The sequence below is a fragment of the Bacillota bacterium genome (assembly GCA_030019365.1).
In the GTDB taxonomy this organism is placed as follows: domain Bacteria; phylum Bacillota; class Sulfobacillia; order JACIYH01; family JACIYH01; genus JACIYH01.
The window spans coordinates 140,192-157,688 of the sequence record JASEFA010000004.1 but is presented as its reverse complement, the minus strand read 5'-3'; the positions used below and the strand labels follow the sequence as shown (position 1 = coordinate 157,688).

The following is a 17,497-nucleotide window of genomic DNA, read 5'->3' as shown; positions in this document are numbered from 1 at the left end:
ATCCGCTGAACGCCCTGAGTGGGGCTGGCGCCCACCCGGGGCGATATTGAGTTATTTGCGCTGCACCGTACCGAGACTAAGGTTCGCCGAACCAGCCCCGGGCCCGGAACCAGCGGTACATACCATATCCCGTGATCACCATCAGGAGCAAGGTGGCCGGATATCCGTACCTCCATGCCAGCTCGGGCATGTGGTGGAAGTTCATGCCGTAAATGCCGGCGATCAGGGTGAGGGGCATGAAGATGGTGGTGATGAGGGTCAGGCGCTGCATGATGACGTTGAGCCGGTCGGTGCGCAGCGCCAGGTAGACCTGCACCACGTTGTCGACCAGATCCCTCTCCACCTCCACCCCGTCCCACATGCGCCGCAGCAGGTCCACCGCCTGTCGCATGGCGACCCTTGCTCCCTCGCCCACCAGGTTCGACAACCCGGCCAGGTCGGAGATGGCCTGCTCCTCCGGGCCCAGACCGTGCCGCAGCCGCACCAGGGCGCGGCGAATGGCGGTCACCTCCGGCATGGGATTGCGCAGGCGCCCCGAGATCACCCTTTCTTCCAGAGCAGCAATGCGGTCCGCCAGGTAGTCCAGGGCATCATACAGTTGCTTCACCAGCAGATCGATAATACCCGCCAGGAGCAGGTCCGGGGTGGCGGGGAAGGGGGCCCCGCCTGCCAGCAGCCGCTGCATCTCTCCCAGGATGCTGACCTCGCGCACGTGGACGGTGACCAGGAAGCGGGACCCCAGGATGCAATCCACCTCGGCGCGGTGCACGGGGATACGGCCTTCCCGATCGACCTCCACGGCGTGGAACACCAGCACGGTGTAGTCCGGATATACCTCGACCCGGGGCAGCTGGCTGGGACGCTTCACCTCGGTCGCGGCCAGGGGGTGCAGCCCCAGCACCCGCTCCAGCATCCCCAGCTGGTCGGATCCGGGCTCATGGACGTCCAGCCAGAAGCTCTCTCCTCTGCCCAGGGCAGCACGCAGGGCGGCCTCGGCGTCCCCGGGCGACAGCGCCTCCCGGCCCGACCGGGTGCTGAGGATCAGGCGGGCCATGGCACTCCCCTCCCGGCACATTCCTCCCGCATCCTGGCCAGGAAAGTCTCCAGGGACATCGGACCCAGGTCCCCCTCGCTGCGATGGCGCACGGCCACCTGGGAAGACGCCTCTTCTCGATCCCCCACCACCAGCATGTAGGGGAGCTTCTCCAGCTGGGCGGCCCGGATCTTGTAGGACACCTTCTCGTTGCGCCAGTCCCCCTCTGCCCGTATGCCCGCACGCTGGAGGTCGTGGACCACCCGGCGGCCGTAAGAAACATGCCGATCGGCCACCGGGATCACGCGGGCCTGCACGGGGGCCAGCCAGGTGGGGAAGGCACCGGCGTAGTGCTCGATCAGGCTGCCCAGGAACCTCTCCATGGAACCCAGTACGGTGCGATGGATCATAACCGGCCGGTGCTCGCGGTTATCTTCACCCATGTAGGTGAGGTCGAAGCGCTCGGGCAGGTTGAAGTCCACCTGGATGGTGGGACCCTGCCAGCCCCGGCCCAGGGCGTCCTTGATGGTGATGTCGATGGCGGGCCCGTAGAACTTGGCCTCTCCCTCGCCCACCACGTACGCCAGCTCCTTCCGGGCCAGGGCGGCCAGCAGGGCCTTCTCCGCCGCATCCCACACCTCGTCCGACCCGATGTACTTCTGCTTGCCGGCCGGGTCGCGCACCGAGAGCATGATCTCGTAGTCCTCGAAGCCGAAGGACTCCACCATATACCGGGCCAGGTCAAGCACCCCCACCAGTTCCTCCTCCAGCTGGTCGGGGCGGCAGAAGACGTGGGCGTCGTCCTGGGTGAATCCCCGCACCCGCAGCAGGCCGTGCAGGACGCCGGACCGCTCGTAGCGGTACACCGTGCCCAGCTCGGCCCAGCGCAGGGGGAGGTCCCGGTAGGAGCGGGTCTGGGACCGGTACATCAGGATGTGGAAGGGGCAGTTCATGGGCTTGAGCAGGTACTCCACCCCCTCCACGTCCATGGGGGAGTACATGTTCTCCCGGTACCAGTCCCAGTGGCCGCTGATCTTCCACAGGTCCAGGCGAGCCACATGGGGCGTGAAGACGATGTCATACCCCCGGCGCCGGTGTTCCGCCCGCCAGAAGTCCTCGATGATCTGGCGCACCACCCCGCCCCGGGGATGCCAGAAGACCAGCCCGGCCCCGGCCTCGTCGTGGATGCTGAACAGGTCGAGCTCCCGCCCCAGCCGGCGGTGGTCTCTCCGGCGGGCCTCGTCGAGGCGATAGAGGTGCCGGTCCATCTCTTCCTGCGTGGGGAAAGCAGTGCCGTAAATGCGCTGCAGCATGGGATTGCGCTCGTCCCCCCGCCAGTATGCCCCGGCGGCATGGAGCACCCTGAACGCCACCAGCCACCCCGTGGAGGGGAGGTGGGGGCCGGCGCACAGGTCGGTGAACTCCCCCTGCTGGTAAAGGGAGATGGGAGCATCCTCGGGAAACTCGTCGATGAGCTCCACCTTGTACGTCTCGCCCCGGGAAGCGAAGAACTGGCGCGCCTCTTCCCGGGTGACCTCCCGCCTGCGGACCGGGTAATCGGCGGCGATGATGGCGCGGGCCTCCTCCTCGATGCGGCCCAGGTCCTCCGGAGTAAAAGGCCGGGGGACGTCAAAGTCGTAGTAGAACCCGTCTGCGATGGCCGGTCCGATGCCCAGGCGCGCTTCCGAGAACAGCCGCTTCACCGCCTGGGCCAGCACGTGAGCGGCCGTATGCCGGTAGACGTCCCGCCCCTCCACATCGGCAAAGGTGACGAACTCGGGCTGCGCCCCTTCCGGCAGCTCCCTGGCGAGGTCCACCACCTCGCCCTGCCACCTGGCGGCCACGATCCCGCGGGGGCCCGCCTCCCCCTCTCTTCCCTGTGACCTGAGGATTTCCAACGCGCTCGGCAATTGCAACCCCTCCCCCTTTTGGGCCGTCGCCCCGGCACCGCCCGCCGGGCCGGTGCCCGCCCTGCCTTCCCTCACGCGCGTCGCTGCCGCCGGGGCTCGCCCCGCCTTCCCTCATCCGCGCGCCCCGGCCGACCGGCGCTCCCGCAAAAGGAAAACCCCCGTCAAGGGACGGGGGCTTTCTCCGCGGTTCCACCCTTCTTGACCACCCCGGCGCCAGTACCGCAGGCGGTCCGCTCTGGAGCATTAACGGGCTCACCCGGCCGGGCATACTCCCCGGCGCCGCAACGGCCGCCCGGGTTTCCGCCCGCAGCTCGGCGGTGGTCTCCGGCCTGCCCCTGACCCGAAGGCGCTCTCAGCCGCCGGCGCCCTCTCTCTGGCGGGACGGACAGGCCTACGCGTCCGCCTCATCGCCTGTGCTTAGGGCCATTATAGGTGGAGGCGGAGACCCTGTCAACCGCGCGGAGCCCCCCGCCCGGCGGCGCAGGTCAGAGTTGCTGCGCCGGCGGGGGCCGCACCACGTGCCACATCGCGGTTCGTGGCAGCGGAGGTCAGAGAGTTCAGCGGGGTGCGGGGCCGGTGGCGTAGACGTCGAGGACGATGCGGGCGGGGTCGGTCAGACCCCACAGCCGCCACCCGTAGCTGTGGCCGGCGTGCAGGGCCAGCCGGAAGGAGCAGGGGCTGGCCTTCTCCCAGACCAGCTTTTCCACCCGCCAGTCGTTGACCTCCACGGTCTGCCCCGCTGCCAGGTCCGGAACAGCAGCCTCTTTTACTGCCGGGATGGCGAGGAACAGGGTGCGGCGGGCGCTGGAGCAGGAGGCCTGGGCGGCGGGGATGCCCCCCAGGCCGGTACCGCCTGCACCTTCAAGCGCGAACACCACCCGGAACAGGGTGGGGTGGGCCCACCAGTGGAGCGACTTGAGGCGCAGCCCCCCGGCCTGCCGGGCCACCTCCTGGTCTCCCACCTCTTGCCGCTCCGCCACCCTGAGCACGGGGACCGCTCCCTCCAGGTACTCGGGCAACCCCAGGTGTCCCCAGAAATCCTTGATGGAGCGGCCGTCCACGGTGCCCTCGCTCTGCCCCTCCACCAGGACCTTGACCCGCTCCACGTCCGGGAACTGGGCCAGAGTCAGGTAGATGGCGTGCAGGGCCAGAGACTCAGAAAGGGAGCCCCCGCCCACGTCCCCCGACCGGGTGACGATCTCGCGGCTGAAGTCCGCCGTCGCCACGCCGTCCGCCACGGTGACCCCCCGGACGGCCGTGGAAGGGGGCAGCACCGCTGCGAAACCCTGCCGCGTTTCAAACGAGGTAGGGCCGCCAACGAGGGCCTCCAGGGCGGCCCGGGGACCCTCCTCCGGGGAAACGGGCAGGGAGCGGAAGACGGCTTCCAGCTTGCCCTCCCGGGCCAGGAAGACGGCCACCGGCAGGGGGGCGGCGGCGGGCTCCGGACCCGCCGGTGGAGGGGGCGAGACCACCGTGCCCGGGGGCGGCGCCTTCTCCCCCGCCAGACAGCCGGCCAGCACCAGCAGGCTGCAGAACACGACAACCACAAGCCCCGGCAGGCCCCTTGTTAGGACCATTTGTACCACCTCCGGCTCAAAAAAGAGGAATTAGTACGTGTCACAAAGAAACAACCGGGTTGGAAGGAGGGTTACCTCACCGTGAAAATCAGTATTCCCACCACCTGGAAGCTAGACCAGCACAGCAACGTTCCCCTCAACGTGCAGCTATGCGAGAACATCCGCTGGAGCATCTCTTCCGGCGAAATGCCGCCCGGGTCGCTCCTGCCTCCCATAAGGGAACTGGCCCAGGCCCTGGGGATCAGCCTGAACACAGTGAAGACCGCGTACCGCGAGCTGCAGCAGAGCGGCCTGCTAGTCTCCAGGCGCGGCTACGGCACCACCGTGGTCAGCCCCGACCAGCACCCCCACACCGGCACCCACACCGCCGAGCAGGCGGTGGAACGGGCCATGCGCTCGGCCATGGAGGCCGGGTACTCTCCGGAGCAACTGCGGGAGCTGATGGAGAGGCTGCTGGCCCGCTACCGTACCGACTACCGCTCCCTCACTCTCCTATTCGTGGAATGCGACGAAACCCAGCTGGAGTTGCTGGGGCAGGACATCCGCTCCGCCCTCGGGTTGCGGGTGGAAAAGGTCCTCACCGGTCGCCTGGCCCAGGAGAGGGACCGGCTGGCGCGGCACCGGGACCGTTACGCAGGCATCGCCACCACCTACTTCCACTACCGGGAGGTACGCGATGCCCTGGGTCACCTGGGACTTCCCATCCTGGGACTGGTGCTGGCGACTTCAGCCTCCACGCTGAACAGACTCTCGCAGGTGCCGGCCGGTGCCACCGTGGGGTGTGTGTGCCGCGACCCGGAGACGCTGCCCAGCTTCAGCTCCATTGTGGTAAAGCTGGTGACCCCCGGCGTGAGGGTGACGTCCTGCCTGCTGGGCGACACCGCCGGCCTGGACGCCCTCGCCCGCGAGGCATCCGTCATCGTGTGCACCGTCCCCTGCCTGCGCCCCCTTGGGGAGCGGCTGCGGGGCCGGGAGGTATATCCTCTGTACGACCGGGTGGACCCGGGTTCCCTCCACATCCTGGCCCAGCACTTCTCGGTACCGGCCCGGGAAGCGGCCGCCACCTGTCAGTTGCCGGGCGAGTAGTCAAACACGTGCAGGCTGTCCGCCGGGATGAACACCCGCACCCGATCCCCCGGGCTCGCGTCCACGGCCCGGGCGGGGGGGATGAGGGCCACCAGGGGAAGGGGCTCGGCCAGCTCCACCCGTACCAGGGGTCCGTAGGGGACCACGGCCCTGACCCTGCCGGGGAACCAGGAGCCGGAGCAATCCTCGCAGGCGCGGCCGTCGGCGGCCAGCACCACCGCCTCGGGGCGAAGGCCCAGGTACACAGAACCGGGTGACCGGTCCCCGATCATCTTCAGCTCCAGCCCTTCCACCCTCACCCGCGACCCTTGCGGGCCAGCCACCACCTCGGCCGGCCATATGTTTTCCATACCCACCAGGCGCGCCACCTCCGGGTCGGCGGGGTGGGAGAACACTTCTCGCGGCTCACCCGTCTGGCGGACCTCTCCTCCTATCATCATGGCTACCCGCCGGGCCAGAAGCAGCATCTCGGTGAAGTCGTGGCTCACCATCACGGCGGTGATCCTGAGTTCAGCAAGCAACCGCCGCAGGTCCGCGATGAGCAGCGCTCGGGTGGGCGCGTCGAGAGAGGAAAAGGGCTCATCGAGCAATAGTATCCGGGGCTCGGTGACCAGGGCCCGGGCCAGGGCCAGGCGCTGGCGTTCCCCGCCAGACAGCACCCGGGCGGGCCGCCGGGCGAGATGCCCGATGCCCACGCGCTCCAGCCACAGGTAAGCCCTCCGCCGCGCTTCTGCCGGAGGCACGCCCCGGTAACGGAGCGGGGCCATCACGTTGGCCAGTGCGGTGGCATCCAGGACCTGGGGGTCCTGGAACACCACTCCCAGACTGCGCCGGTGGGCGAGCAAGCGGCGGGGGTCAAGGGGGGAACCCCGGACGGCCAGCCTGCCCCGGAAACCGGGCTCCAGACCGGCCATCACCATGAGCAGGGTGGTCTTACCCGCCCCGTTGGGGCCGACCACGCCCAGCACCTCCCCCTCGGCGACCGCCAGGTGCTCGATGGCCAGGACGCGGCGCCCTCCCTTGCACACCTCCAAACCGCTGGCTTCCAGCACTGCCACCATGACTCACCTCAACGCCCGCGCTGCCGCTTCCTGTGTCCTGCCACCCCGCCGACCACGCCCCGGTGCAGCACCTCACCTCAATGCTTGCGCTGCTGTAGCAGCGTCAGGATGCCGGCGGCACCATATGTCAGCCCCAGGAGGATGAGGCTGAGCGCGATGGCGGTGTCGAACTGGCCCCGGTTCACCTCCAGGACGATCGCGGTGGTGAGGACCCGGGTCTGACCCACCACGTTGCCCCCCACCATCATGGAGGCGCCCACCTCCGAGATCACGCTGCCGAAGCTGGCGATGACCGCACCCAGCACCCCGTAGCGCGCTTCCCAGAGCATGGCAGAGAGCAGCTGGGTGCGGCTGGCTCCCATGGCCTCCACCTGCAGGCGGAAGGCGGGACCCACCTGCTGCAGTGCGGCCCCGCTCAACCCCGCCATCACCGGGTAGGCAATGACGAACTGGGCCACCACCATGGCCGTGGGCGTGTACATGAGATGCAACCACCCCAGGGGCCCGCTGCGCCACAGCAGCAGGCTCACCCCCAGCCCCACCACCACGGGCGGCAGTCCCATCCCGGCATTGATCAGGCTCTGCAGAAAGCGCCGGCCGGGGAAACGGCCCAGGGCCAGGGCGGCACCGGTGACGAGGCCCAGGGCCAGGGCCAGTCCGGTGGCCAGCCCCGACACCCGCAGGGTGAGCCCCGAGACCGCCAGCACTTCCCGATCCAGTCGCGCCAGCAGTTCCAGGGCCGTGCGCAGCCCGTCCCATATCAGGGGCAGGTTCTCACCCCCCAACCGCGCTCCTCCGCCCCGCAGTCGCTTACGGCAACCCAGCCGGGGGGCGTCATCCTGACCGCCGGGCGCCTCCAGCCGGGCGTCATCCTGACCGCCGGGCGCCTCCAGCCGGGCGTCATCCTAACCACCCAGCTCCTCCTCGCTCTTACCGGCGTCCGGGAAGAAAAGGGGCTGGCCGAACCTGTCCACCCCGAACTGGCCGATGAGCTTCTGGCTCTCGGGGGAGACCATGAAGTCGGCGAAGGCTCTGGCACCTTTCTGGTTGATCTTGGGGAACTTCTGCGGGTTCACCAGCATGACGTGGTATATGTTGAGGAGCACGGCATCGCCCTCCACCATGATGTCAAGGTGGAGGTTTTTGCGCAAGGCCAGGTAGGTGGCCCGGTCGGTGAGGGTATAGCCGGCCTTCTCCGACGCCACGTTCAGGGTGACGCCCATGCCCGAACCCGACTGGATGTACCAGTCCCCGGGGGTCGGGGTCAACCCCACCTTGTTCCAGAGAGAAAGCTCCATCTTGTGGGTGCCCGAATCGTCGCCGCGCGAGACAAAGGGAGAACGGCTCTGCGCCACGGCCTGCAGGGCTTCTGCCGCCTTCTTCTTCCCCTTGATGCCGGCAGGGTCCGAAGGCGGCCCCACGATGATGAAATCGTTGTGCATGACCAGGCGTCGGTCCACGCAGTATCCCTGCACCACCACTTCCTTTTCCGCAGCCGGGGCGTGCGCCAGCACCACGTCCGCATTCCCCTGCTTCGCCATGGTGAGGGCCTGGCCGGTGCCCACTGCGATCACCTTTACTTTGTACCCGGTCTTCTCTTCAAACCGGGGCACGAGCACGTCCAGCAACCCGCTGTCCTGGGTGCTGGTGGTGGTGGCCAGGATCACCTCCTTGCGGGGCTGAGAACACGCCACCCCCGCCACCAGCAACACCAGCAAGGCCGCTGCCGCTGCCGCCACCCGGAGGGAGAGGGCCCTGCTTTGTGTTGACTGCGACACCCCCTACCACCCCCGCTGTGCTTGAGTGAACATACCGCACTCCTATTCGCGCCCGCCCCCCTCAGTTCCTGCCGGCAGCTATCCGCTGCCGAATATTTCCCGGAAGGCGGCCCCGGCAAACCCGTCCACGCGGCGCTGCAACTCCTCAAAGCGCCCGAGCAGAATCTCCCCTCTGGGGGTGAGCACGGTGCCGCCACCCTCTTCCCCGCCCACCCGGCTGGTCACCAGCCGCTCTCCCAGGCGGCCCTCCAGCTTCCTGATCACCCCCCAGGCCAGCCGGTAGGACATGTGCAGGTCCTCCGCCGCCCGGCTGATGGAACCGTACCGCCTGATGCCCGCCAGCAGCTGACAGGCACCCTCGCCGAAAACCATCCTGCCCCCGTCTTCCAGCCACACTTTGGCCCGTGCCCTCATATTCCCACCGCCCGCCCTCGTGAGGTGGTGCCCGCGCCCCGTTGGCCGGGGCGCCGCCGTACCGGGCTCCGCCTGCGTAATACCCCGGCCCGGGTTCAGGTAGAAGTATACCGGGGATGCTGGTGCAGCAGTTCGCCGCCCAACTGGCGGAAGCCTTCTTCCTCGCCCTGGGCGTGGTCCTCGGCGGTAGCGTATCGGGCTACCTGGGCATGGCCCTTGTCGAGCCCCACCCCGTGCGTTCACTGGCTCACATCGCCGCCAGGCTGAAGATCTGGGGCATGGTGACGGCCCTGGGGGGGACGTTCGCCACCTTTCAGAGCCTGGAAGCCGGCATACTGGGCGGAGAGGTGGGCCCCATGGTCCGCCAGCTCATCTACCTCCTGGCCGCCTTCTCCGGAGCCCACCTGGGCTACCTGCTACTGCGCGGCGTGGCGGGCGAATGAGCCGGGCGCGCTGGAGGGAAACAACGTGATCGGCCGCGCCCTGGTGCGCGCTGTGGCCGCCTTCCTGCTGGGGGTATGTGCCGGAGCCTGGCTGGCGGTGCCCTTCTTCGCCTCCCGCCTCCGCGAGGTCACCCTCGAACTGGAAGCCGCGCGCCAGGAACTGGAGGAGGAAAAGGCTCGCGCCCAGAGCCTGGCCCGGGCAGAACCCGAGCAGCTGGTGGTCAAAGAGGTCGACTGCCTGGTCCTCTGCTCCGATCTCGAGGCCCGGCTGGTCATCACCCGCCAGGCCTCGGAACTGACCCGCCATCTGGTAGGGAGACCGGTGCGTCAGCTGGATCCCTTCCTGCTCCACAACCTGCTGCACGGCAGGCGGGTGGTCGCCGGCGAGCGAGAGTACGTGCTGCTCGTCGATGCCGTCCTGGCTTCCGAGAAGGTGGCGTACTACCTGCGGGCGTCCCCTCTCGAACGCTAGCCCCAGGGCAGGTCCCGCCTCCCGCCCGTGTCCGGGATCGCCGGCCGCTGCCCTTCCTCGCTCGAGGGCGACGTGCACGGGTTCAGCCCAACCCGCGCGCTCCCGGGTTCGAAGGCAACCCGGCTGCTCTGCTGCGCGAGCATGGCGTGGACGGTGAGGCTTCGCCCGTCGGTGCGGGCCACCACGGCGCCGTCGCGGTCCGTGCGCCACACCCGTACCCCCGCTTCTTCCAGATGCCGCAGCGTGGCCTGAGCGGGATGGCCGAAGGGGTTGGGTCCTACCTGGACCACGGCAAACCGGGGACGGACCCTGGCCAGCAAGGCCGCGCTGCACGACGTGCTGCTGCCGTGGTGAGGGACCTTGAACAGGTCCACTCCTTCGGGGCAAAACCGGGCTCCCTCCCGCAGGAACAGGGCCTCGCCCTCCTTCTCCAGGTCAGCTGCCAGCAAGATGCTCACCTGCCCGTATCGGACGAGCAGCACGAGGGAAGCGTCGTTCTGCCCGTCCTTCTCGCCCTCCCCTCCTTCGGACCCGGCAGGCGGTGCCGCGTGCGCGGAAGTGGCGGTCCCCCCGGACGGACCGGCGGCCGGCGCGGGCGGGTGGAGGACGGTGACCTCCCATCCCGGGGCCAGCGCCATCCGGTGTCCCGCCGCAGGCGCCCGCACGGAAGGTGACCCGTGCCCCCCGGTGCCGGTGGGGACAACCGCACCCGGCCCCAGCCACACTTCACCCACGGGGACAGCGCTCAGCACGGCCTGCGCGCCCCCGGTGTGGTCGTCGTGGCCGTGGGTGAGCACGAGCAGGTCCAGGCGCCTGATCCCGAACCGTTTCAGGTAGGGGACCACCGTCGCCGCGCCGGCATCGTAGCTCTCGCCGGCCGGGCCGCAATCCACCAGCATGGCGGGTCCTCCGGGGCGCCACAGCAGTATGGCGTCTCCCTGCCCGACCGAAAAGAACACCGCCTGCAGGACGTGCCGGGGCGGTGCGGTTGCCACCGACGTGGCCAGGGCAACCACCCCCACCAGCACGGCCAGGACCAGCCGGGGCCGCGTCCAGGGACCGTGCCTGGGGAGGAGGGACCACTTCAGCCAGCCCAGCACCCAGGCCAAAGCGAGATAGTAGGCCAGCAGGTGGGGCCAGCGGGGCGCCGGCAGAGTCGCCGCCGCCCCCGGAAACTCACTCCAAAAACGTGCCAGACTCACTACCGCCCGCACCAGCATTCCCAGGGGCGCAAATGCCACCGCCAGTCCCCCGTGGACGGAGGCCAGCGCGGCAGATGCCATGCCACCCACCGTGATCGCCCCCGTGAAGGGGAACACCAGCACATTGCTCAGGGGTGCCACCAGGGACACCTGCTGAAAGTAGTAGAGGGATACGGGCAGTACGGCCGCCTGGGCGGCACAGGTGACCGCCAGGACTTCCCTCCCGCCCCGCACCAGCCCGACGAGCAGCCGCGCCCCGCCAGAGCGGCCGCCGGCCCCCGGCGACCGGACCGAGGGGCCGCCCGAGATCCCCAGGATTCCGGCCGTGGCTGCCACGGAAAGCCAGAACCCGGGGTCTTCCCAGGCGGAAGGGTTGAGCACGGTCAGTACGACTACCGCCACCGCCAGGCTGTTCAGGGGGTGGCTCGGGCGCCCCAGCAACCTGCCCAGCAACATGACCGTCGCCATTACGGCCGCCCGCCCCACGGATGCCCCACCCGAGGCAGCGGCCGCGAACACCCACGTCCCCACCAGCGACCCCGCCAGGGCGGGCCGGGCCCCCGCCCACCCCAACAACGACCTCATGACGCCGGCCACCAGGGCGACGTTGGAACCACTCACGGCCAGGAGATGAACCAGGCCGGAGCGGCGGAACGAATCCTCCACATCGGGAGGCAATCCCGACCGGATGCCCAGCACCATCCCCTCCACCACCGCTCCCTCGACCCCGGGCAGATAGCTGCGCAGCGCACCGAGGAAGCGAGAGCGCAGCCAGGCCGCCGCCCGGGCGGCAAGCCCCAGCCTGCCCTTCCCGCGGATCTGCACGGCCTCCGGACCGAAAGCGCGAATGACCGCCCCCATCCCCTGGGCCCGCAGCCAACCGGCGTACTCGAACTCGCCTGGATTGCGCGGGGACGAGGGGTAGGCGGCGGTGCCGTACACGGACACCAGATGCCCCACGGCGGGAAGAGGCCGGCCCTGCCCTCCCGAAGCCTGAGGAAGACTCTCGCTGCCGGCCGGGTCTCCCGGAGACTCCCCGCCCCAGCCCGCCACCCGTACCAGGACCGTCGCCCGGGTGAGCCGGACCACCATCTCCAGGCGGCCGTCCCGCACCACGGGCTCCCGGATCACCGTACCCCACCATTCGTGCGGCTTCCCGGCGTAGGGCGCAATCTCGGCGGCCAGGCTTACCCGCCACCCCAGGTAGTACCACCCCCCCACGAAAAACGCGGCGACCAGGAATCCGCCCGTCGCCAGTCCTCCCCCCCGCCGGAGCCCAACCCCATCTCGGGCAGGACGGCGGCGCCCCCGGCCCTCGCTCCTTGCCCTCAGCCACCAGCTTCCTGCCACCGCCAGGGTGGCAACCAGGCCCCACACCGGCAGGGAGGCAGCCTGGCCCCACGTCCAGCGGGCCGCCATCATCCCAGCCAACCAGGCCGGGCCCAAGACAGTAAGTGGCATTCCTGTCATCGAATGCCATCATTCGACGCCATGTTTCCCAATCCCTGTCAAACGGTAGTGCGCTCCCGGGACAGCATCACCCTAGGGACAGCACCGGGGGCACCCCGGGCAGGTGGTGGTGCGCCCTGCGAAGATGCTCCTTACCGCGTCTACCACGGCCCGGTCATCGGTGGTGGCGGGGCTGCCGTGGACTACCACCCGGGCTGGCGCCAGGCTGACCAGCCCCGAAACCACCAGGTCTTCCGGGCGGATGCCGCCCTGCAGCGAGGGCGGCACCTGCAGCGACAGCGTGTGACGCTCGCCGTCCTCCAGTACCAGCCCGGACGCCCGGCAGATCACATGGACCTCCGGCAGCCGGGGCTCCTGCGCCGCCACGAAACATTGCAGGAGGCGCACGAACTCCTGGTACTCTTTTTCCAGGAGGATCTCATCGATGGCCCTCTCCACCGCTTCTTCCAGGTGCTCCACGTACTCCTTGAGCCGGAAGGTGATGAACCCCTCCAGGATCAGCTGCCGGTTGTCCCGCAGATACTCCAGCAGGCGCACGAGGACCCGGCGGCGGAAAGCATCCCGGGCGGCGGCGTCCGCCAGGGACCGCTCGGCATACTCCACCACGGTCTGCCTTTCCCGCACGCCCAGCTGCGGGTAGCGGCTGGTCACGATGCGCTCCAGCAGAAACTGGCGGAAATCAGAAATGATCACCTCGCACAGGACGGCCGCCAGCTGGCGGCGCAGCATGTCCTGCCATCCCCAGCCCGCCTCGGGACGGGCGGGCGCCGCCTGCACGGCCACGGAAACGAAGGTGTACGGTCCACGGATCTGCTCCCTGCGCACCACCCGGACACCCTGGCGCTCCAGCTCTCGCAGACCGTGGTCGAGCCGCTCGCGCAGGCGCTCCACGTTGGCAGATGCCGCTATGGTGAGCACGGTCCTCCTCCGGAGCCGGGTCGTCTTGGACTTTATCGCCCGACGCTCGGACTTCACCGCCCGGCGCCACGATATTATGCAGTGGCCCTCTGACCTGTATACTCGCCTATTTTCCCAACGATGAGAGGAGCCGGCACCAATGCCGGCTCCCTCCTGATCCTGCAGTGGTGGGCGGCACAGGGATTGAACCTGTGACCCCCGACGCGTCAGATCGGTGCTCTCCCACTGAGCTAGCCGCCCACCGTGGAGGCGACGCCCGGATTCGAACCGGGGATCGGGGTTTTGCAGACCCCTGCCTTGCCCCTTGGCTACGTCGCCCCGAAAAACCTGGAGCGGAAGACGGGATTTGAACCCGCGGCCCCCGCCTTGGCAAGGCGATGCTCTACCGCTGAGCTACTTCCGCTCGCAAACCTCATTGTCAAGCATGCGCGAAGGATGCGCGCCTATCATTTTATATCCGCGACCGGCTTCCGTCAAGCTGCCGCGCCGGCGTCGCCCGCGCGGCGGCGCCCCCGCGGCGTCGCCCAGCGCAGCCCCCACCACGGCGTCACGGACCGGCAGGGCCGGCAGGAGGCGCTGCCGAAAGGGAAACTACGGTGAGAAGCCGTGCACGCCTGGAAAGCCGCCTCTGAGCTGGTCAGCCTGGCCATGGGCCGCGGGGCCGCCGCAGCCGCCGTCATCCCGGCGCGCCAGGTGGCGGTGGATCCGCGCGTGCGCCTCAAGTGCCAGGTTCCCCTTTGCCCGCACTACGGTCACAACCTGGTGTGCCCGCCCGCAGTCCCATCTCCCGAAGAGTTCGCGCGGTCGCTGCGCCGATACCGCGCCGCAGTCCTGGTAGTCGTTTCCGGGGAGTTGAACGGCAACCGGGAAGACCGCATGCGTCAGGCAGACGAGTTCGCCCGCGAGCTTTACCGACTGGTGGCATCCCTGGAGGCTCGGGCCCTGGAACTGGGATTTCCCCTCGCCTGCGGGCTGGCCGGAGGCCACTGCCGCCTGTGTCCCACCTGCGTGGGGCAGAAGAGCGGCAACATGTGCCCGCAACCGTTCCAGCCGCGCCCGGCCGCGGAGGCCCTGGGCATCGACCTGGTGCGCACAGCACACCGGGCAGGCATGGAACTCGCATTCCCCGTCCGCGACTCCGTCCGGTGGACGGGCATCGTCCTGCTGTAAACCCGGTTACATCTCGGGTTGCATGATTGCGGGACTGAGCGCAAAGCTCCGGGCGAAACCTTGCCCTGCGCTCAGCACACGGCCACATACTCTGCGCGGGCGGCAGGTTCTGGGGCTGGCAAACCTTCCTCGGCCAGCGCTTCCAGGTTCTTGCCCCTGGCTTTTTCGAGGACCACCAGGTATTTCATGCTATCCGGCGCTGTTGGCTTTTCTGGTGGCGCAGGCCGGAGTTGAACCGGCGACCCACGGATTTTCAGTCCGTTGCTCTACCAGCTGAGCTACCGCGCCACAAAAGAGATGGCGGAAGCGACGGGATTCGAACCCGCGATCTCCTGCGTGACAGGCAGGTGTGTTAAACCAGCTACACCACGCCTCCGCGCCACATCATGATAATCGAAATTCGCCCGATTTGCAAGCAGTGGTGGGCGGTACAGGGATCGAACCTGTGGCCCCGCGCTTGTAAGGCGCGTGCTCTTCCGCTGAGCTAACCGCCCGCCACGAAACTCCATCACCTATTGTACCACGAAGCCCCTGTCTTGAACAGCAGCCCGCCACCTACGGCATCGGTGACGGCGATGAACAGCCACGGCTGGGCACTTTCCCATGATAGCACAACCTGCCGCGGACCGCCCGTGGGAGCGACGGGGCGGGCGGTTGCGGGGCCAGGCGGGCCGTGTTAACCTGTACGTGTGAACGAACTGGTCCTTCTGGTTGAAGATGAAGAGGCGCTGGTCAAGGGCCTGTCCCTCAGCCTGAAGCAGGCCGGCTACCGGGTGAACGCGGCCTCCGACGGCCCCACCGGGCTGAGCATGGCCCGGGAGCAAGCCCCCGATCTGGTGATCCTGGATGTGATGCTGCCGGGCATGGACGGCTTCGAGGTGTGCCGTCAGATCCGGCAGCAGTCCAGCGTTCCCATCATCATGCTCACGGCGCGCACCGACGACGTCGACGTCATCGTGGGACTGGAGCTGGGTGCCGATGACTACGTGGTGAAGCCTTTCAACACCAGAGAGCTGATCGCCCGCATGAGAGCCATCCTACGCCGGGTGGCCCGCGAGAAGGAAGACAGGCGCGACGCCATCCGCGCCGGCGATCTGGAGATCTCCATCCCCCGCCGCCTGGTGACGCTGGCGGGAAAGCCCGTTCCCCTCACGCCCAAGGAGTTCGACATCCTCGCCCATCTGGCATCTCATCCGGAGCAGGTATTCAGCCGGGAGCAGATCCTGCAGGCGGTCTGGGGCTATGATTTCTACGGGGGTCAGCGCGCCGTCGACGTGCACGTGCGGCGCATCCGGGAGAAGATCGAGCCCGATCAGTCGCGCCCCGCCTACCTCCACACCAGCTGGGGGAAAGGCTACTACTTCTGCTACCGCCCCGCAACACAGGACGGTACACAGGACGGTAGACAGGACGGTACACAGGGTGAGCCAGGGCCCGTCGGGGGGCGGGGCCCTTGAGGAGCATAAGGGGACGCATCCTGGCCAGCCAGGTGGGATTGCTGGCCCTGGTGCTCGCCATCCTGGACATCTTCACCCTGATCACCCTGGAGTCGGCCTACCTGCAAGAGCGACGGGTGTACTACCTCACGCACGCCAACATCGCCGCCAGCACCGCCGGTTCCTATCTGGCAGGGCACGATCCCTACCTGCGCTACCTGGCCCGGGAATTCGGCGCCCAGGCGGGAGGACGCCTGCTCTACCTGGACAACGCGGGCACCGTGGTGGTGGATTCGTACGGCGACCCCGCCCTGGAAGGGAAACCCCTGCCGGGGGCCGAAGTCCGGGAGGCCCTGCAGGGGAAGCAGATGGCGGCCGTGCATCACTTCTCCGACCTGGGCTGGGTGATGTACACGGCGGTGCCGGTGGCCACTTCCGCCGGCCGCCCGCCGGCGGGGGCTGCCTTCCTCTCCGCTTCCCTGGCACCGGTGTACGCCAGGCTGCGCAGCTTCGCCGCCCACCTCGGCCTCATCACCGCCGCCGCACTCCTCCTGGGGGCGGCGGCCAGCTTCCTCCTCGCCCGGCTGATCACGCACCCCCTGGGCACCCTGCACCGGGCGGCGGGCGAGCTGGCCCGGGGTCACTGGAGTCATCGGGCCGGCCTGCGGGGAAAGGACGAGATCGCCCGGTTGGGGCATGCCTTGGACCGCATGGCGGATGACCTGCAGCGCCTGGATCAAACCCGGAGAGGATTCGTGGCCGATGCCTCCCACGAGCTGCGCACCCCCCTGGCAGCCCTGCGCGCCCTGGCCGAACCCCTGGCCCAGGGGGAAGACGTCCCTCCGCAAACCTGCCGCGAGGTGGCGGCAGAGATCCTGGGCCAGGTCGATCGCATGCAACAGCTGACGGAAGACCTGCTGGAGCTGGCCCGCCTGGACCATCGCCTGGAAAGCGGCGAACACGTGCATCCGGCCGCCGCAGACCTGGCCTCCCTGGCCCGCGATGCCCTCGACATGGTGGCCCCCCTCGCCCGGCAGAAGGAGCTCGACCTGCGCCTGGAGGTCGCCGCAGCACGCGCGGAAGCACCGGTGGACGAGGAGGCCATCTATCGCGTGCTCGGCAACCTCCTGGAAAACGCCGTGAAACACACTCCCCCCGGTGGAACGGTGACCGTGCGGGTGGCCCGCACGGGAGACCGGGCCGTCCTGGAAGTGGCGGACACCGGCGAAGGCATCCCGCCGGATCGGCTGCCCTTCATCTTCCAGCGCTTCTACCGCGTCGACCCCGCCCGCGCCCGCCGCACCGGTGGCAGCGGCCTGGGCCTGGCCATCGCCGACCGCCTGGTGAGACTGCACGGGGGCGAGATCACCGTGAGAAGCACGCCGGGCCGCGGCACCACCTTCACGGTGATCATACCGCTCGGGCCGGCCACCAGCGGGCCGGGGCTATCCCGGAACGGCACCGGGCCAGACGTCCTCCAATTTGTAGCAAAGGGTTAACAGGCCGGCAACAATTCGCCGTCTGCCC

At 68.9% G+C, this 17,497-nt stretch carries 15 protein-coding genes and 6 tRNA genes; 6 read left to right on the top strand and 15 right to left on the bottom strand.

What is annotated here, in order from left to right; all coding sequences use genetic code 11:
* Nucleotides 1–76 precede the first annotated feature (76 nt).
* The 3 genes from corA to QME70_08705 all read right to left on the bottom strand — a co-directional run bounded on the left by corA (nt 77) and on the right by QME70_08705 (nt 4,520).
* Nucleotides 77–1,054: a magnesium/cobalt transporter CorA gene (gene corA, locus QME70_08715; GenBank protein MDI6894670.1), complete on the bottom strand. Its 978-nt coding sequence runs from the start codon at nt 1,052–1,054 to the stop codon at nt 77–79.
* The gene (gene thrS, locus QME70_08710; GenBank protein MDI6894669.1) at nt 1,042–2,943 is read right to left on the bottom strand and encodes a threonine--tRNA ligase; all 1,902 of its coding nucleotides are present in this window, start codon (nt 2,941–2,943) and stop codon (nt 1,042–1,044) included. The genes corA and thrS overlap by 13 nt, the downstream gene beginning before the upstream one ends.
* Nucleotides 2,944–3,500: 557 nt before the next feature.
* Nucleotides 3,501–4,520 (bottom strand): GerMN domain-containing protein, encoded by a 1,020-nt coding sequence (locus QME70_08705; GenBank protein MDI6894668.1) that lies wholly within the window; start codon nt 4,518–4,520, stop codon nt 3,501–3,503.
* A gap of 81 nt (nt 4,521–4,601) precedes the next feature.
* Here QME70_08705 and QME70_08700 point away from each other — a divergent pair, with 81 nt between their 5' ends.
* Nucleotides 4,602–5,606, top strand: a complete 1,005-nt coding sequence (locus QME70_08700; protein ID MDI6894667.1) for a GntR family transcriptional regulator — start codon at nt 4,602–4,604, stop codon at nt 5,604–5,606.
* Here QME70_08700 and QME70_08695 read toward each other — a convergent pair.
* The 4 genes from QME70_08695 to QME70_08680 form a co-directional block, all read right to left on the bottom strand.
* Complete coding sequence (locus QME70_08695) at nt 5,588–6,664, bottom strand: ABC transporter ATP-binding protein (GenBank protein MDI6894666.1); 1,077 nt, start codon at nt 6,662–6,664, stop codon at nt 5,588–5,590. The genes QME70_08700 and QME70_08695 overlap by 19 nt on opposite strands.
* Nucleotides 6,665–6,744: 80 nt before the next feature.
* Nucleotides 6,745–7,437: an ABC transporter permease gene (locus tag QME70_08690; GenBank protein MDI6894665.1), complete on the bottom strand. Its 693-nt coding sequence runs from the start codon at nt 7,435–7,437 to the stop codon at nt 6,745–6,747.
* 135 nt (nt 7,438–7,572) lie between these two features.
* Nucleotides 7,573–8,385, bottom strand: a complete 813-nt coding sequence (locus QME70_08685) for an extracellular solute-binding protein (protein MDI6894664.1) — start codon at nt 8,383–8,385, stop codon at nt 7,573–7,575.
* A 138-nt stretch (nt 8,386–8,523) separates the two neighbouring features.
* The gene (locus tag QME70_08680) at nt 8,524–8,859 is read right to left on the bottom strand and encodes a LysR family transcriptional regulator (protein ID MDI6894663.1); all 336 of its coding nucleotides are present in this window, start codon (nt 8,857–8,859) and stop codon (nt 8,524–8,526) included.
* Nucleotides 8,860–8,975: 116 nt separating this feature from the next.
* Here QME70_08680 and QME70_08675 point away from each other — a divergent pair, with 116 nt between their 5' ends.
* A complete protein-coding gene (locus tag QME70_08675; protein MDI6894662.1) occupies nt 8,976–9,302 on the top strand; it encodes a YtrH family sporulation protein in 327 nt (108 codons plus the stop codon).
* A gap of 25 nt (nt 9,303–9,327) precedes the next feature.
* Complete coding sequence (locus QME70_08670; protein MDI6894661.1) at nt 9,328–9,774, top strand: hypothetical protein; 447 nt, start codon at nt 9,328–9,330, stop codon at nt 9,772–9,774.
* On the opposite strand, the gene QME70_08665 is transcribed toward QME70_08670, so the two are convergent.
* The 5 genes from QME70_08665 to QME70_08645 all read right to left on the bottom strand — a co-directional run bounded on the left by QME70_08665 (nt 9,771) and on the right by QME70_08645 (nt 13,767).
* Entirely contained in the window at nt 9,771–12,395 is a 2,625-nt protein-coding gene (locus QME70_08665) for a ComEC/Rec2 family competence protein (protein MDI6894660.1), read from the bottom strand. The two genes, QME70_08670 and QME70_08665, sit on opposite strands and share 4 nt — an antisense overlap.
* A gap of 123 nt (nt 12,396–12,518) precedes the next feature.
* The gene (locus QME70_08660) at nt 12,519–13,364 is read right to left on the bottom strand and encodes a putative sporulation protein YtxC (protein MDI6894659.1); all 846 of its coding nucleotides are present in this window, start codon (nt 13,362–13,364) and stop codon (nt 12,519–12,521) included.
* Between the two features lie 165 nt (nt 13,365–13,529).
* Nucleotides 13,530–13,604, bottom strand: a tRNA-Val gene (locus tag QME70_08655).
* A gap of 4 nt (nt 13,605–13,608) precedes the next feature.
* Nucleotides 13,609–13,682 (bottom strand) — tRNA-Cys (locus tag QME70_08650).
* 10 nt (nt 13,683–13,692) lie between these two features.
* A tRNA-Gly gene (locus QME70_08645) sits at nt 13,693–13,767 on the bottom strand.
* A gap of 203 nt (nt 13,768–13,970) precedes the next feature.
* Between QME70_08645 and QME70_08640 the strand changes: the two genes are divergently transcribed.
* Nucleotides 13,971–14,534, top strand: coding sequence for a DUF2284 domain-containing protein (locus QME70_08640; protein MDI6894658.1), 564 nt, complete (start codon nt 13,971–13,973; stop codon nt 14,532–14,534).
* Between the two features lie 212 nt (nt 14,535–14,746).
* Here QME70_08640 and QME70_08635 read toward each other — a convergent pair.
* The 3 genes from QME70_08635 to QME70_08625 form a co-directional block, all read right to left on the bottom strand.
* A tRNA-Phe gene (locus tag QME70_08635) sits at nt 14,747–14,822 on the bottom strand.
* Between the two features lie 10 nt (nt 14,823–14,832).
* Nucleotides 14,833–14,910, bottom strand: a tRNA-Asp gene (locus QME70_08630).
* A 43-nt stretch (nt 14,911–14,953) separates the two neighbouring features.
* A tRNA-Val gene (locus tag QME70_08625) sits at nt 14,954–15,028 on the bottom strand.
* Between the two features lie 195 nt (nt 15,029–15,223).
* Here QME70_08625 and QME70_08620 point away from each other — a divergent pair.
* Nucleotides 15,224–15,991, top strand: a complete 768-nt coding sequence (locus QME70_08620; protein MDI6894657.1) for a response regulator transcription factor — start codon at nt 15,224–15,226, stop codon at nt 15,989–15,991.
* Complete coding sequence (locus tag QME70_08615; GenBank protein ID MDI6894656.1) at nt 15,988–17,469, top strand: ATP-binding protein; 1,482 nt, start codon at nt 15,988–15,990, stop codon at nt 17,467–17,469. The genes QME70_08620 and QME70_08615 overlap by 4 nt, the downstream gene beginning before the upstream one ends.
* Nucleotides 17,470–17,497 lie beyond the last annotated feature (28 nt).

Coding starts and splice junctions, on each gene's coding strand:
- corA (MDI6894670.1), bottom strand. CDS start 1,054: ATGGCCCGCCTGATCCTCAGCACCCGGTCGGGCCGGGAGGCGCTGTCG.
- QME70_08705 (MDI6894668.1), bottom strand. CDS start 4,520: ATGGTCCTAACAAGGGGCCTGCCGGGGCTTGTGGTTGTCGTGTTCTGC.
- QME70_08680 (MDI6894663.1), bottom strand. CDS start 8,859: ATGAGGGCACGGGCCAAAGTGTGGCTGGAAGACGGGGGCAGGATGGTT.
- QME70_08675 (MDI6894662.1), top strand. CDS start 8,976: ATGCTGGTGCAGCAGTTCGCCGCCCAACTGGCGGAAGCCTTCTTCCTC.
- QME70_08665 (MDI6894660.1), bottom strand. CDS start 12,395: ATGGCGGCCCGCTGGACGTGGGGCCAGGCTGCCTCCCTGCCGGTGTGG.